This is a genomic window from Bradyrhizobium sp. AUGA SZCCT0160, from assembly GCF_018130105.1.
Classification (GTDB): domain Bacteria; phylum Pseudomonadota; class Alphaproteobacteria; order Rhizobiales; family Xanthobacteraceae; genus Bradyrhizobium.
The window spans coordinates 1-15,488 of the sequence record NZ_JAFCMD010000032.1 but is presented as its reverse complement, the minus strand read 5'-3'; the positions used below and the strand labels follow the sequence as shown (position 1 = coordinate 15,488).

At 55.5% G+C, this 15,488-nt stretch carries 11 protein-coding genes and 3 pseudogenes; 4 read left to right on the top strand and 10 right to left on the bottom strand.

Annotated features, from left to right (window positions below; all coding sequences use genetic code 11):
* Nucleotides 1-85 precede the first annotated feature (85 nt).
* The 6 genes and pseudogenes from JQ558_RS33795 to JQ558_RS33770 form a co-directional block, all read right to left on the bottom strand.
* Nucleotides 86-1,372 (bottom strand): metallophosphoesterase, encoded by a 1,287-nt coding sequence (locus JQ558_RS33795; RefSeq protein WP_212212494.1) that lies wholly within the window; start codon nt 1,370-1,372, stop codon nt 86-88.
* Complete coding sequence (locus tag JQ558_RS33790) at nt 1,372-2,682, bottom strand: protein kinase domain-containing protein (protein ID WP_212212491.1); 1,311 nt, start codon at nt 2,680-2,682, stop codon at nt 1,372-1,374. The genes JQ558_RS33795 and JQ558_RS33790 overlap by 1 nt, the downstream gene beginning before the upstream one ends.
* Before the next feature lie 18 nt (nt 2,683-2,700).
* Complete coding sequence (locus JQ558_RS33785) at nt 2,701-3,561, bottom strand: vWA domain-containing protein (protein WP_212212488.1); 861 nt, start codon at nt 3,559-3,561, stop codon at nt 2,701-2,703.
* A gap of 969 nt (nt 3,562-4,530) precedes the next feature.
* Nucleotides 4,531-4,707 (bottom strand): hypothetical protein, encoded by a 177-nt coding sequence (locus JQ558_RS33780; protein ID WP_212212486.1) that lies wholly within the window; start codon nt 4,705-4,707, stop codon nt 4,531-4,533.
* Nucleotides 4,708-4,788: 81 nt separating this feature from the next.
* Nucleotides 4,789-5,516: pseudogene (locus JQ558_RS33775) on the bottom strand (RNA polymerase factor sigma-32); the annotation flags it as partial.
* A 63-nt stretch (nt 5,517-5,579) separates the two neighbouring features.
* Nucleotides 5,580-5,750 (bottom strand): hypothetical protein, encoded by a 171-nt coding sequence (locus JQ558_RS33770; RefSeq protein WP_212296447.1) that lies wholly within the window; start codon nt 5,748-5,750, stop codon nt 5,580-5,582.
* Nucleotides 5,751-6,840: 1,090 nt separating this feature from the next.
* Here JQ558_RS33770 and JQ558_RS33765 point away from each other — a divergent pair.
* The 3 genes and pseudogenes from JQ558_RS33765 to JQ558_RS33755 all read left to right on the top strand — a co-directional run bounded on the left by JQ558_RS33765 (nt 6,841) and on the right by JQ558_RS33755 (nt 7,925).
* The gene (locus JQ558_RS33765) at nt 6,841-7,191 is read left to right on the top strand and encodes a hypothetical protein (protein WP_212212483.1); all 351 of its coding nucleotides are present in this window, start codon (nt 6,841-6,843) and stop codon (nt 7,189-7,191) included.
* A 54-nt stretch (nt 7,192-7,245) separates the two neighbouring features.
* Nucleotides 7,246-7,410 (top strand): annotated as a pseudogene (locus JQ558_RS33760) (transposase); the annotation flags it as partial.
* A 119-nt stretch (nt 7,411-7,529) separates the two neighbouring features.
* On the top strand, nt 7,530-7,925 hold the full coding sequence (locus JQ558_RS33755; RefSeq protein WP_409363435.1) for a S1C family serine protease: 396 nt from the start codon (nt 7,530-7,532) through the stop codon (nt 7,923-7,925).
* A 344-nt stretch (nt 7,926-8,269) separates the two neighbouring features.
* On the opposite strand, the pseudogene JQ558_RS33750 reads toward JQ558_RS33755, so the two are convergent.
* Both JQ558_RS33750 and JQ558_RS33745 read right to left on the bottom strand, forming a co-directional pair.
* A pseudogene (locus tag JQ558_RS33750) lies at nt 8,270-9,265 on the bottom strand (glycosyltransferase family 4 protein); the annotation flags it as partial.
* Between the two features lie 71 nt (nt 9,266-9,336).
* On the bottom strand, nt 9,337-10,953 hold the full coding sequence (locus JQ558_RS33745; protein WP_212212480.1) for an alpha-amylase family glycosyl hydrolase: 1,617 nt from the start codon (nt 10,951-10,953) through the stop codon (nt 9,337-9,339).
* Nucleotides 10,954-11,104: 151 nt separating this feature from the next.
* On the opposite strand from JQ558_RS33745, the gene JQ558_RS33740 reads away from it, so the two are divergent.
* Nucleotides 11,105-13,192, top strand: a complete 2,088-nt coding sequence (locus JQ558_RS33740; protein ID WP_212212478.1) for a glycoside hydrolase family 65 protein — start codon at nt 11,105-11,107, stop codon at nt 13,190-13,192.
* A gap of 563 nt (nt 13,193-13,755) precedes the next feature.
* Here the strand turns inward: JQ558_RS33740 and JQ558_RS33735 are convergent.
* Together JQ558_RS33735 and JQ558_RS33730 are read right to left on the bottom strand one after the other, a co-directional pair.
* Nucleotides 13,756-14,274 (bottom strand): GNAT family N-acetyltransferase, encoded by a 519-nt coding sequence (locus JQ558_RS33735; protein ID WP_212212473.1) that lies wholly within the window; start codon nt 14,272-14,274, stop codon nt 13,756-13,758.
* Entirely contained in the window at nt 14,271-15,242 is a 972-nt protein-coding gene (locus tag JQ558_RS33730; RefSeq protein WP_212296446.1) for a tripartite tricarboxylate transporter substrate binding protein, read from the bottom strand. Before JQ558_RS33730 ends, JQ558_RS33735 begins: the two co-directional genes overlap by 4 nt.
* Between the last annotated feature and the right edge of the window lie 246 nt (nt 15,243-15,488).

Here is a 15,488-nt window from a genome sequence, read left to right as displayed (position 1 = left end):
CGAACCTGGCCCTCATGACAGGCCTCGCACACCCCGCGAACGGAATGCGAAGTGCCGCAGTTGTCGCATCGCAAGACAACGGCACTCATGATGCGTCACAAGCCTGAGGTTCGGACAAGTCTGGGTAAACTCCTCGGATCAGATGTGGTGGGATATGGAGTCGAAACACCTGAGGTAACGAATGCTCGGTATATAGAGCTACTGTCGGAAGCCGTTCATGGGAGCCCAGAAACTCTCTAGAAAGGCGCCTGGATAAGGCAACAGTAGTCAGAACGGGGTTCGCTTTGTATGCTGCGTAAAGCTGATAGCGCTCTTCAACATGGTCGTGCCCCCGCACCATGTGTGTAACAGGACGGCCCAAGAAGGCCGCAACCGAGCAGAACGCTGAAAAATCTTCATGACCGAATTGACTGCCCCGGGTAAAGCGGTTTGGTAGTTTCTTCCGGGCAGTCGGGTGGGCTCGGGCCCACACGAAGTCTGATAAGCAGGATGGAGCGTTCCAGTCTCCGGTCTCTTTGAGCGTGCAATGCAGGTCGGCCAAGGGAAAACCTCCATGCGCAACTAAAAGCCCGTCAGGAAAAAAGAGGGCTCGGGGCGCATTCGCAAAAAGGCGTATAGCTAACTTTCCAGCGCTAACAATCGCATCGTCGGACAGATTGTTATTAAGGAACTCAGAGAAGTCCGATGGAGATACATTGGACGTAAAACGGTTACCGTCGTGTCCAAGCGACTCATCATGATTTCCAGCAATCACACAAATAGTTGCACCGTGGGCCAGGATAAGCTCAAAAACACGAAGCACCACTTCCAAACCAAAACCTTCGTCGTCGAATAGATCGCCGAGAAAAATAATCCGGGAATCGGGGGATCCATACTTCGGATGGGTAAGAATCAGGGATAAGGCGGATTCAAGCGCGAGTAGATCGCCGTGAAGGTCACCGATAAACCACAGCGGGGACTGGCCCGGCTCAATTACATGAATGACTTTATCGTCCGGAAAAGCACGATGGGTATCAAATAACATCGTTTTCTCAGAAGCGCTGAGAAAGGCCTCTAATTTGCTAACAGTATCGGCGATCCGACCGCGGATGCCAGTACCAATCATGAGCTGACTTATTGCGTGCCAATCTAAATCCTCAATATCAACGACGGGAAGGAATGGCGGGGATGCACGATGGCCTCCGTCCGGCAAATCAGGCGTTGTACCCGTCGATTCCGGTGGGTCAACCGTTGCGTACTCCGCAGTTGAAGGTGCATTCACTTTTTCGGGGTTTCGATCGACGACCGGACCGGTCACCCCGTCAGATTGTGATGCAAGGTCGGCCACCTTTTGGGGTTCGTCCTCCGAGTCGGGGCGGCCGATCACTGGCATCAGCCGCCCCGCACTGCGAGTGGCATTTTGACAACGCCCTTTGCTTCTCGGCCAACAGCGATCGAATCGCCTTGGCTGAGCACCACCGGTCCGGTAACCGCTGCTCCATTAAGCAAGGTCTCGTTGACTGTTCTTTCTAGTGGGGTCAGGACCCATTGACCTCGAGAGTTGCGGTCGAGGATACATTGCTTGTCATCCCAAAATTGAGCCTCTGGACCAAGTTGTTGCATAAGAGGCCGAGTTAGCTCCGTTCGAACGCCGATTCTCAGGGATGCGCCCTCGGCATTTTGGAGCTGCAACAAATCGGCGGTGATAGGCTCTCTTCGTTTCCTTCTATCGCTGGTTGTCGATGAGGACACGGTATCTATTGACGTCTCGCTCCGTTCCCGATTCGAATCGCTTCCGCTCAGAGCGGCACGCAATTCGGAAGCTGTTGGGCGAAGGGCAGGATCGGAAGAAAGAGAGCGGTGGATCGCCAAACTTACGGACGAATTTTGGGCTGGTAGCGGCATGGTCCCCACCAGCGGCAGAGGCTTAGCCTCATCCCCCAGTACCATTTTGGCATATTGGCCCTGGTCTTCGCTCCAGTAAGGATGCCTACCCGCTAGCAGTTCTGAAAGAATTAGGCCACAGGTGAAAATATCTGATCGGACATCGGGCACTCGACGACGGGTGAGGTGCTCGGGAGAGCGGTAGTTATCGCTTCCGATGTATCCTTGATGACCGTGCCACGGCGCTCGATGGTCGGTCAGTAACGAGAAATCCATGTCAATAAGCTTGAGCTGATAGCCTGCTTTGATAGTTGGATCACGGATCAAGTAAATATTAGCTGGCTTAAGATCAGCATGCGCAATGCTAGATTGGTGCAGCGCTTCAATTCCGGCCATCAAGACTTTAGCCCATGTAACATGCCGAGACCACACTGCTGGATTTTGGGTCGGAGCTACCTTTGCTTTTCGGTGTTCATCGGCTTCGGCATCGAATATTTTTTGTAGATCGTCCCCATTCTTCACGAACTCAAAAGCCTGAAAATAGCAACGGCCGCCCCAGATTTCCTCAAAGGCATCCAGCTGGCCAACTGCGAAGCGAGCCGCCTTCCCCTTCTTCACCCGTGCTGAGAGCTCGCGCTGATATTCAACAAACGAATTGTACCAAACCACGGTTGGTGCAGGCGATTTGTACTGCTTAAAGAATACTAACTCCCCGGAGGGCGAAACCGCGCCATACGAGATGGCCATCATGCCAGGTCCGAAGACCTTCGTGATGCGGTAACCTCGGATGACGTCACCGACTTTCAGCTTTTTTGCCATAACAGGGCACTCTCTTCTTCAGAGGGCCACAGTTTCCGCTGATCGAGACACGCTCGCAGCGAGCTGTTTCAAGGTCGTTCGAAAACTTACAGGATCGGATGTAAATTTCTTCAAAGCCTCCTGCGGACTCAATCCCTCGTACTCTACGACTTCCCACTCCGACTTATCGATCTGACTAAGGCGGTCGTATCCCTCAAAATTGGGAGCGAACAAACTCAGAATGATCCGGTTGGCCATTATGACGTTTGCGACATCTTGCAAGGAGCCGCCCTTTGCCTCCTGGATGCTCATTGTCTCCTTGAACGATGCGTCCGTGAAGACGATGATTACACGTGCCGCATCGCTTCTATACCGCCACTTGGTCGGGTCTTCGGTCTGGGAACCTTTTGGACTGGCTTCCATCGAAGCAGCCTTGTACAGAGCATCAAGAAGCGATTCAGGCTCGTCACCCCCTCCCTCTGCTTTCAAAGCAGCTAATTGCGCCTTCAGCTGGCTAGTATCCCGCACAAAAGGTGCGTCCACGATCCATTGAATTCCTTCCGATTGAGCCGCCTCGACGTCACGATAACCCACCACCTTTCCTCGCCAGTCTCGGATCGGTGGAGCGTTATTCGCTTCTCCTTTGCTCAAAGAGTCGATGAAAGCTTCGATGTTTGTCCGCAGCGCATCAATGCAAGGAGCCATACTGCCGCTGATATCAACCATAAACACGATATCAGCCACGCCCTTTGTCTTCGCCTTTGCGGGAGGTGCTGACGTGGTCAAACTGGGTTCGTCCAAACTCGAAGCAGATTCCATCGTTGCTTTCGGTTCAGTGTTTTCTGTCGTTTCCTTGCCGTCCAAACCAGTCGGGTTATCGGGATGCTCAGCTGAGGTCATGATGACTCCTTAAGCGAACGAGGTGCGCGAGTACAAGAAACAAGGCAACGTAGGCAAAGTTCCACCGGCTCATACGCCACCGGGCGAGGCTACTTGGCATTCCAAAGGACCGTTCGCCCGTGGCGTGGCCAAACGCGAGGCAAGCACATCTGATGGATAGTTCTCCCGGGAAGGTCCGCCCAAGCTGGTAGTGACGCTAATCAGTCCGCAATTGGTGTTTGGCGGCCTTCTTCGGGTGTGCACGATGGCTCGCGTTAGCTCGGTAATAGGGATGCGAGCAAGTTATGCGCTTTGGGCTCCCGGAGGAACTTTCATAACCGCTACGGTTATCTCCGATACTTCCTTGCGTACTTTGAACGAGATAAATGACCGCCTCTCTTAAAGAGATGAATAGGTATTTCGAGATGATCCATCGGCGAGTGCCGACCAGGGTCTCTCAGTTCATTCGCTGGTTGCGCAAACCGTCGTCATTCGCCGCTCGGCTAGCGGTGGCTTTACTGTTCATTCTCGGGGGCGTCTTTAGCTTCTTACCTGTGTTGGGTGTCTGGATGCTGCCCCTTGGCCTACTCTTGATCGCTCAGGATATCCCCTTTTTGCAAAAGCCTCTCGTTAGTTGCTTGGTGTGGATTGAGAAGAAATGGGAACTGCTAAGGTTGAAATGGCAAAATCGGTGAGAGCTAGTTACTGAGCGGGCGAAAGCAGCCAATCCTTCCGTTCTTCAGCCATACCGCTTGCCACCGACTTGGCGGCTCTCAGGGGGCTGGTGTGCGGACGGTGATTCTCAAACACAAGCCGAAACGGCCCCAGTGGCGGGGCAGCGACTGAGGCCATCTTTGGATGCAATGTGGGGGACGTTGCATACGGCATTGTCGAACAAAGCAACCTTCGCAACAAGCGTTGCACGTTTGCAGAATTAATGCCAAGTACTCGCGGCATCGAACCGGCGTCATTCTACGCCGAGGAATTGGTTCAAATCAATCTGCAGGTCTTTAGCAGCATCGCACTTATCTCAAGACGGAGCACGCCATCCTCAGTTGAAATATCTAGAACACCCGCCGACGGGTCGCTTGAGGACTTATGCAGCGCGGTATCCAACATGCGCAAAGGAACGTCAGCGCGGACATAGCCCTGTAACGGCTTGTTCATTGCATCCTCCTAAGAGACTGCCCCACGAATAATGCGGCTCCTCGCCTGTTCTGCAACGCTCGGGCCAGCATTTCCATTCAACCGCGCTTCAAATATGCAGCGCTCTCGCGGGTTGAGGACTTCCATGGCGCCGGCAAGCGCCTGACGCCGCTGTTTGGCTTCCTCCTGCGCGTACACGGCTTCGGGACTGGATGCCGGGTCGACGAGCCAGTCCTGCATTTCGCCCGCCTCGTCTGCACGCACCAGAGTGTTGAGCGACACGTCGCTGCCAAGGCGCCGGTTCATTTCGACGACGTTGTTCTCCTGCACGGCGAGCCTCTTGGTGATCATCGCGGTGTGCTCCGGACGAAGGTCGCCTTCCTCTAGTGCCGAGATTTCCGCTTTTGTCCTCCGAAGCTTGAAAACAGTTTCTTCTGGGCGGCGCTGGTTCCCATTTTTACCAGCGACCACGAACGCAGGATGTATTCCTGTATCGAAGCCTTGATCCACCACATCGCATAGGTCGCGAGCCGGAAGCCGCGCTCGGGCTCGAAGCGCTTCACGGCCTGCATGAGGCCCACGTTTCCCTCCGAAATGATGTCCGCAATCGGGAGCCCGTAGCCCCGATAACGCATGGCGATCTTGGCGACGAGCCGCAGATGGCTGGTGACGAGATGATAGGCTGCTTCACGGTCGCCATGGTCGCGCCGGCGCCTCGCATAGGCCGAATCCTGGTCCGGCCGCAACATGGGAAACTTGCGGATTTCCGCAAGATAAAGCGTCAACCCGGCGTCGAGCGACAGCATCGGAACAAATGCGGTGCCTCCCATTGTTCACCTCCTCGTCTCTATTCGACAGCTCGTATCCAGCGTTTTCGTACCCAAATTTGAGACCTAATTTGGCGCACGGTCCCCGTTGATGGATGACGTTACGACCGAGGGCGGCGGCGTGTACGTTTGCGGTGGATCGGGCGCCCACACAAAGTAGAGTTCGCCCGCTATCAGCATGACGGCAGCGATCGCCACGGCAAACATGCCCAGCACCAGATCGTACGGGTCATCCATCGCTTTTGAAATCTTGCGGTTCTATTCGAACCTAAGGGCATCCGCAGCACGACGAGAACGTCTGACGGTGACAGGGATGCCTCGCGGACCGTTGGACTGCACATGGCGTAAACGGACCGAACTACCCCTCTCGCCGCTCCATGCCTTCGCGTCCTGCTGCAACCGGCTCGCCCAGATTGCTGGCATTATGCGATCTCAGGCCCAGCCTACACTAGCATTTGGAAGGTCTGGCAGCTGCCCCGGCGAGCCGTTCGCTCGGCACAGACGATGCCCGCATTCGCAAGCGCTATTGGGTGCCTGACGCCGGCCTTCCATGCATTCGAGATCGCGGTAGCGACCAACATTTCAGGATTTGGAAATCTGTCGATCAATCCAGTTCCGTAGACGTAGCCCATCGCGATATCCATAGCTCGGCCCAGGTCCGGGTGGTTTTCCGTAATAGGAAAGTGCGCAGCGTACATACGGTCCTCACACTAGCTGCCTTAAGAACTTCATATGACCTCATGCGTTCCTAATCCGATGTCTTGGTTGCGCGAGTATCTCCACGACAGAGGCCACGGCACCCGGGCCAACCGATTGCGTCTGGTTGCCTGCTCTTAAAATAATAGGAACACGAGCAGCGGCCGTGTATTCTCGTATCAGCCGTCTCGTTTAGCCAGCAGACGGTCCTCGGCCGGGCGGTCCGTTTGACACCATGCAAGCGGGCCGTCCGGTTTCAATCAACCTACGGAATGGCTGAGTGGTAGACTAGATACCTCTTAAGCTTAGCGAGACGCACAACTCGCGCTGTCGGTGTGCTCCTCGTAAGCAGCGAGTATGCGTCGCTTGTCGAGGCGGCACTTAGGCGTTCAGATGATGACGATCGCGGGCGCGATCTACACTACTTAATTGCTCGGATCATAGGTAACACGGCATCAGATCCACAAGACGACCTGGAGGCCTGCCATTGCTCAAATTAAGCCAGGAGCCTGACAAACGCAGAAACCGCCCGAAAACCTTCGTGTTGAATGAATTTCTTGGGGACATACCCCTCCCCCGCCAATGCCGCCAGAAGGGAAAATGAGCTACGCTCCCGATTCTGGAGGACACCATGGACACCGAAAAGCCAGAAGAGAAGAAGCCCATCATCGAGCAGACGACTGACGTGCTGGCGACGGCGGCCGGAACGCTCGCAGAGACTGCCGTTAAGTCGACTGCCAAGACCGCAACCAAAGCAGTGGCCAAGCGCATTCCCAAATCGGTAAAGAAGGCAGCCAAGAAGGTTGCAAAGGCCGCAAAGGCGAAAAAGTCCGCCAAGAAGTCTGCGAAAAAGGTCGCCAAGAAATCCGCGAAGAAGTCTGCCAAAAAGCCGCCGAGAAAAGCAGCCAAAATGTCGGCTAAGCGTGCGAAGAAGTCCGCCAAGAAAAGCAAGAGGGCTACTAAGAAGAAATCAAAGCGATAAAGTATAAAATTCTCAAAACAGAGCGCAGTGGCCGATGGCTTGACCACTATTTCTGCGACGCAGGCTGGCGGCCCGCGGGGCTATGATGCCGGCAAACGCATTTATGGACGTAAGCGGCATATCGTCACCGACACCAACGGCCTTCTGCTCGGGGTCCATGTTCACCCGGCCAATGTCCAGGACTGCCATGGCGCCGTTCCATTGCTCGAACGATTGCGCAGCCGCCGGCAATTGAGGCTTCGACTCGACTGACATTACTTTCTGACTCTAGATCGCCCGCGGCCACGATGGTCGGTGAACGGCTGACGCTAAATTGCTCGACTGTTCGCGATCAGCACTTGGCCGTCGCCGGCGGCCTGGGGGCTGGGCGCGCGCTGGTCGGCCTTAAGGGCGAACTGATCGGCATCAATTCGGCGATCATCTCTCCCGGCGGCGGCAACGTCGGAATCGGGTTTGCGATCCCCATCAACATGGCGCGGCGCGTGATGGATCAGATCGTCGAGAAATGCCGCGTCGATCGCGGCCGGATCGGCATTTCCCTGCAGGACATGCATCCTGCTTCCGACGGTGGCCGCAGCGAGGGCGCTAGGATCGCGGAGGTTGGCTTTGGATCGCCAGCGGAAGCCGCAGGCTTGCACAAAGGCGATATCGTGAGGAAGGCCGACGATCGCCCGATCCGCAGCGCGGCGCAATTAATGAACAGGATCGGCCTCGCGTTATTGGCGACTAGGTAAAGCTGACGACCGAACGGGCCGGCGTCGCCCACACCGCGACCGTCGCCGTGGGTCCCGCGGCCAAACCATCATCAACGTCTACGAGAAGGAAACGGCCCTTGTTAAGTCCGTAAAGTGAGCGCAGCCAGTGAACAGCTAGCCCGGCTCCTTCCCACTGGAACGTCCCGCGAACGCTAGCGGCAATTAGTCCCAGAAGAAGCTACGACGGTCGACTGTTATCAACGAGCGGCAACACATTGGTCACTGAACGGCTGAGGTGAGACAAGCTTGCTGAGCATTGTTTCCGAACAAACCTCTTTGGAGGAGGCATTCCTGCTCGCCCTTTAGCAGCTCTTGATATGTCTAACATGATCACTGGCCATTCGTTGAGCCGAAAAACGCCGTTCGAACTCGTGCCGGATTCTCCGTCGATCCAAAGTTAGAACGTGGTGTAATTTCTCGATCGCCTCGTCCTTTGATTGAACTACGATACCCGTCTTGCCGTCCTCCACGATCTCCGATACCGAGCCTCGATTAAAAGCCAGAACGGGAGTGCCGCACGCCATTGCCTCTATCATCACCAGGCCAAACGGCTCCGGCCAATCAATCGGAAAAAGCAGGCCGTAAGCCTGACCCAAAAATTCCGCTTTCTGTTGTTCGTTGATTTCTCCAATGAATTCGATATCCGGTTGATCCAGCAAGGGCGCGATTCGTTCGCGAAAGTTGTTCGTCCACCCGATCGATTTTGGCCGCAATTTTGAGTGGCACACCGGCAGATCGTGCGATTTGAATAGCGGCTTCCGGACCCTTTTCCGGAGCAATGCGACCAGAAAAGCAAGATAGCCGCCCTGCGGTCGTAGGGTTGCCTTAAGATTTGTCGCTGGGATCCCGTGGTAGATTGTAGCGGCGAAGTTTGCGTTCGAAATCGGAATCCGCTGGCTATCGGAAATGGAGACCAAACGCATCTCATCAAAACACGTGTAGATGGGCTTGTTGTCAGGGAGATCCTGCCTTCCGTGTAGTGTGGTCAGGACTCGCGAGGACATTTCGCGGAAAAGTGGAAAGTGCAAATAGTCGAGGTGGAAGTGGAGAACATCGAATTGGTGTGCCTGGCGCCGGACCCGGTCGAGCATGAGCCTGTAGTACGGAATGACATCACAGACTTTAGGGTCCAGCCGAAGGGCCGTCGGAACGCAGCCCACCAATTTCGCCGAGGTCACAGAATCTCCACTGGCGAATAACGTAACCTCGTGACCTAATCTGACCAACTCTTCCGTAAGGTAGGAAACGATCCGTTCAGTCCCGCCGTAGAGCATTGGGGGCACGCTCTCCATCAGCGGGGCAATCTGAGCGATCCTCATCTCCTTTTTCACCCATGTTTAAACACTTGATGTCTAGCAACTCATCGAACGCTCAATGTTGCCATATGTTCCTAATTGTCGCGCCGATCCGAGTCCAATTTCATGACTAAGCCTTCGTTGCCACGTAAATCGAAACTGGCGCTCACCTCTTCCCCCTCGCGGTCTGCAAATGCAGATAAAAGAACGCGGCCAGATACTCTCTCCTCAGGAAATGAGACCGCGATAGGCTCAGGCCCCATGTTGAGGGCTATCAACACTCGCTCCTTCCGCAGCTCACGATAGAACAGCAGCAGTTCGCCGCTGGCCATGAGGGGCTTATACGAGCCCTCTGCAAGAGCAACGTGCTTGCGCCGGAGATCGATCAGCCGACGGTAGAGCCAATAGAGCGATCCCTTATCCTTGCTCAAACTGTTCACATTTACCTCGCGAAAGTCATCAGCAATTGGCAACCATGGGTCAGCTTCCGAAAAACCCGCGGATTTCGTGCCGTCCCATTGCATCGGGGTGCGGCACCCGTCGCGACCAATACCGATGCCTGGAACGTTCTTTTCGAACGGGTCCCGAACCTGTTCCGGCAGAATTGCCGCCTGCTGCATGCCAATTTCATCACCATAGTAGAGGGTCGGTGTCCCGCGCAAAGTCATCAGAAGCATTGCGGCCACTCGCACCTGGTTCGGCCCCACTCGAGTTGCGAGGCGAGGTCGATCGTGATTGCCCAGAACCCAATTCGGCCACCCGCCCGACGGAAGAGCGGCCTCATACTCATCGATTAGCTGTGCGAGTGATCGGGCTTCCCATTTGGCGGTGAGGAGCGCAAAGTTATAGGGAAAGTGGACGCCCTTCAGATCTCGGCCGTAATAGGCGACAAGACGCTCGATCGGAAGATAAATTTCCCCGAGCAACACTCGATCGGGAAATTCATCTAGAACTCGTCGCATCCCGGTAATCGCCTCGTGAACCTCGGGTAAATCTGCCGTATAGAACGGTATCAGCGCATCTCGGGGTAGCCCGCCCGGCTGGAAAAGGGGGTTCAGGGGATTGTCGCGGAACTGATCGTCTTTAATTAGATACCACACGGCATCCACACGAAAGCCATCGACGCCTCGCCGGAGCCAAAACCGCATGACGTCATGCATGGCGTCGCGAACGGCAGGATTGCGCCAGTTTAAGTCTGGCTGGGCAGACAGAAACGTATGGTAATAATACTGATTAGTGTTCGGATCGAATGCCCACGCGCTTCCCCCAAACTCTGAAAGCCAATTGTTCGGAGGCCCTCCGTCTGCAGCCGGATCACGCCAGATATACCAATCGCGTTTCGGGTTATTGCGAGATGATTTGCTATCAACAAACCAGGAATGCTTATCCGATGTGTGATTGGGAACGAGGTCCAGAATGAGCTTGAGCTGATGGCGGTGGGCTGCGTCTATAAGGCTATCGAGGTCCGCTAAATTTCCGAATAGTGGATCGACATCGGTGTAATCAGCTATGTCGTAGCCGAAGTCTGCCATAGGCGACGTAAAGATCGGAGACAACCAAATGGCATCGACACCCAGTTCTTCTAGATAAGGCAACCGATGTAAAATTCCCCGCAGGTCTCCTACGCCGTCGTGGTTGCTGTCTTGAAATGAACGGGGATAGATCTGATAGATGACCCCAGTCTGCCACCAATTCGCGCTTTCTCCCGCCATCTTGAACCCCTACCTTTTTAAGCTTTGAACGTCTCGGGTTTAGCAACGCGCCGGTAAATCCAGCGTTCCTACCGTTGATGCGCGCTCTGCCGGGCAAGGGCCTTGGAACGCCCCACCTCGCTAAGCGTTGCGCCGGTTGGAGGAAGCTGCAATGGACGGTCCTATTAGTCCTCGATCAGTCGCCGGAAGCGCGGGCGATGAGTTGCCGGCCTATATGTCAAATGGCGTCGTAGGCCTGAAGGTTCGTGACAATCCACTGGCTCCTGGCATGGCGCTGCTCAGTGGGTTCTCCGGTGAGCATCCCGAAAGAAAAATAGAGGCTGCCGCATTCGCTCCCTATCCGCTTGCCGGCGACATCTGCGTAGATGGAGTGTGGATGTCGGACACACCTCAAGGCGTTCGCATTGTCGACCAAGCTTACGATTTTTCGACCGCCGAATTGATCACCCGATTGAATTTTAAAGTCGGGGAGCTCCAGGCAAAAATCGTCGTGACGTCGTTCTGTAGCCGAGAGCAGCCCACTGTAGTGTGCCAAGAGATTGCCATTGATATCGATGCCGCCTCGGACCTTAAAGTTCGCGGAAGGATAGACCTGTCCAGTATTGAAGGACGCCCTCTGCGATACAATCGCGACACGCCCGGAGAAGCCAAACCTTCATGCGACGGGTCGCTGCTGTGGGAAAGCGCGGGCGCGATTTCGAAATGCGGACTAGCGTACGTAACCGAGCTCGTTGGCAACGATGCAAAAGCGCAACGACCGCCATTGGATGGTGACGGTTTGAGAAGCGAGTATGCGTGGCGCGCTCGCCGCGGGCGTCAATACAAACTCCGTCAGCTAGTGAGTTTGGTTCCTAGCGCACTCCATAGTCAGCCAGATTACCAGGCCGCAAGATTGATTGCCATGGCGGCCAACATCGGCTTTGACGCGATCAGGAAAAATAACAGGGCTCGCTGGGCCGAACTATGGAAGAGCCGAATTCGATTGGTGGGCGCAGAGAAGCGATGGCAAGCCATGGCTGATGCCGCATTCTTCTACTTGGTGTCGTCGACCCACGCCTCATCTCCCGCTTCCACATCCATGTTCGGCTTGGCGACCTGGCATGACTACCATTACTACTTTGGTCACGTGATGTGGGACATTGAAAGCTTCTGTGTTCCGCCGTTGATTTTTCTTCAGCCCGACGCGGCGCAAGGTATCCTAGACTACCGCGTACGGAGTCTGGAGTCTGCCCGCGGCAATGCACGTCTAATGGGAAGGCGCGGCCTGCAATTTCCTTGGGAAAGTGCGCCATCCACCGGCGAAGAGGCCGCCCCGATGCCTGGTTCGGCAGCTTGGCGCGAAGATCATGCTTCACTTGATATAGCTCGCGCATTTGCGCTTTTCGCAGATGTAACCGGAGACGATGGGTTCTTGAGGGACAAGGCCTGGCCTGTGCTGTCGGGCGTAGCCGAATGGGTCAAGAGCCGCGTGACGAAGCGGCGCGGCAAATATGAAATTCGTGCCTCAATGGGTATCGCCGAGCGTAAATCGCCGTCGGACAACGCAGTATTCACGAATATTTCAGCCAGAGCCGTTTTGCTAGACGCTATCTCAGCTGCGAAGCGACTAAACATACCGTTGGATCCCGCGTGGCTTGAGATCGCAACGAAGATGGTAATCCCCAAACGGGGTAAAGTAGTGATTTCTCACGATGAGTTCCGGGTTGATGAAGAAAAGGCCGCTACACCCGATCCGCTAATGGGGATCTTCCCCCTCGGAAGCGGTTTTGATGTGGAGACAGAACAAGCCACTCTCGCGTTTTATTTGAAAGTCGCAAAACGATACATTGGCAGTCCTATGTTGTCGGCCCTGTACGGCGTTTGGGCCGCCCGAACAGGCAACAGACGACTTTCCTTAGAGATGTTGGAGCGAGGCTACGGCGATTTCTGCACGGGCAGATTTATGCAAACCCTCGAATACCGTAAAGACGTATTTCCGGAGCAACCGCCCGCCGGACCATTCTTTGCAAATCTTGGCGGCTTTTTGTTGGGGTTGATTCTGGGTTTTCCGAGGATACAGCCCGGGCCCGACAATCCTCAACACTGGTGCAAAGGACCGGTGATCCTGCCCGCTGGGTGGCGTTCGATCGAAATTGATCGGATCTGGATCAGGGGGGAGCCCTGGCGCTTAGTGGCTGCTCAGGGAGAAAGCCGCGCAAGGCTCGAGCCGATCGGACGTTCTTCAATGGCTAGGACTTAAGCAAGCCGACCTGCCTTTCGCCGTGTTCTCTGCTCACACCGGAAGTCTGGTGCCATGATCGGCCACCAGTGCAAGGCAGCTTGCCCCAGAATAAACTCCTTCGACGACCCCCACGGACAACATTCCCGCGAACGCCGGTCATAGCTTCGGTGCGATCCGCGTCACCGCCCAGAGGTCGACAGCCCGTCTATCCTTGGTAACCGGTCATGTCCACGTTCCAGAGCGCAAGCCACCGGCTTCTAGTACTAACAAGACCTTCTTTGCCTACCATGCCCCAGTAACAATGTTGATATGGCAAGGCCCTAGATCGCGGATCTTAACTGCCCCGAAAGGCAGTCGAAATTTTGTTCCGGACCTCAACGCGTTCACGCGCGAGGAACGCACATCGATGACGGCACGAGTGATGTCCGCTTTGGGAAACTGAGAAGTCCAAGCGGGCCTTCGGGAGGTCGGCTTTGCCCTCGACAACGGACTTCGTCAAAGGCTGTCGGCATGTCTCAAAGGTGCCAATACCGGAAGTCGTGGCACCGCAGACTGGCATTCGATCGCCAAAGCGGACATCTCTATGCTACGGGCGGAGCCGCGCGTGCCGCAACGAGGTAGTCGACACCTGCGTATGAGAACTCCGCTACCTCTCGAAAACCACACTTGGCGTGCGCTGCGCGAGACGCCGCGTTGTCCCGGCGAATGAATGCGACGCCCTCGCGGCCCGGCAAAAGCGACTCCTGTTTGTCGAACAGCTGTGCGACCAAGCCCCGCCCACGTTCCGTGGCCGCGATGCATAATGGTCCGGAGTTATAGGCGTTCGACCCAGCCGGGTACGCACCAAATTTGGCCTTACCAAGCGGCAAATGTTGTGTTGCCTCTCTTGGGCTCGAAACAAGGAACCCGACGAGGCGATGCTCCCGCCAAGCGGTAACGATCGGCATGTCACGAATAACATCCGCGAACCATGTCGCCGGAAACTCGATTGATAGAGCACCACCCCTACTGATCTGGTTGTCCGCCTGCAACGCGAGCAATTCGGGAATGTCTTCGGCCGTTGCGGTGCGAATATCGTAAACGGGTGCCTGCTCCATCATTCTGCTTTCACTCCGGCAAACTTGACCACCTTGGCCCACTTTTCGGTGGCACCCTCGATCAGTTTGCCTAGCTGGGCAGGTGTCATTTGCACAGGCTCTATTCCAACGCTGACCAGACGAGCCCTGAACTTGGGATCTGCAACCACCGCCTTAATTTCTGTATTGAGCCTGTCGATGATATCGGAGGGTGTGCCTTTTGGCGCGCCGACAGCGAGCCAGCCGCTGCCATCATAGCCGGGCACAAACTCGTTCATAGCCGGAATTTCCGGTAGCACGTCTAAGCGTTTCGTTTCCGTCACCGCAAGTGCACGCAGCTTCCCTTCGTTGATATAGCCAATCGCCTGAGCGACTGCGGGGAACGCGACCTGAACTTGTCCGCCCAAAAGCCCCGTCATATAGCTTTCGCGATACGGGACGTGAACAAGATCAACACCCGTCATCATCTTGAATAGTTCGCCTGCGAGATGAGGGGCTGTTCCGATACCCGGAGAGGCCATGTTGATCTTGCCCGGATTAGCCTTGGCATAGGCGATGAATTCAGGGACCGTTTTTGCCGGGAGAGACTGATTTAGTATCAACAAATACGGCGTGTTGCCGATGAGGGCGACCGGCGCAATGTCGTTGACAAAATTGAACGTGGTGCTCGGATAAAGCGCGGCGCTGGCCGCGTACCCCGATAGCACCAATAGCAGCGTGTGGCCGTCTGGTGCGGCGCTGCTTACAGCTTGGGCGCCAATCAATCCGCCCGCACCTGGGCGGTTCTCAACAATGACGGGTTGACCAAACCGTTCCGACAAAGCTGGGCCGATCAAGCGGGCCGCTACATCAGGCGCGAGTCCGGGAGGAATGCCGACTATAATACGAACAGGTCGCACAGGATAATCGGCCGCTGATGCACTATATATCTGAACGGGCAGTGTAGCGGCGCTGGCAGCCAGTTGCAGAAATCGTCGACGGGGAAGCTCCATAATCTGCCTCTTTGAAATGTGGACGAATACCAAACTCAGACAGTTTATACGACTGACCGAATTGAGGCGAGCGTGCACTTCCGCTTTGGGTCTTGGCCGTGTAAAAACACCCTTCCAAGGAAGTCGGTGAGAAGCCAGGACCGGTTCGGTCTCACGCCGCGATCGCAGCCATCAGCGGCTTGGTCCCGACGATGTTCATGACCCGTGTCAGGTTATAGGCGAGGACCGAGAGTGCCATCTCGGCGG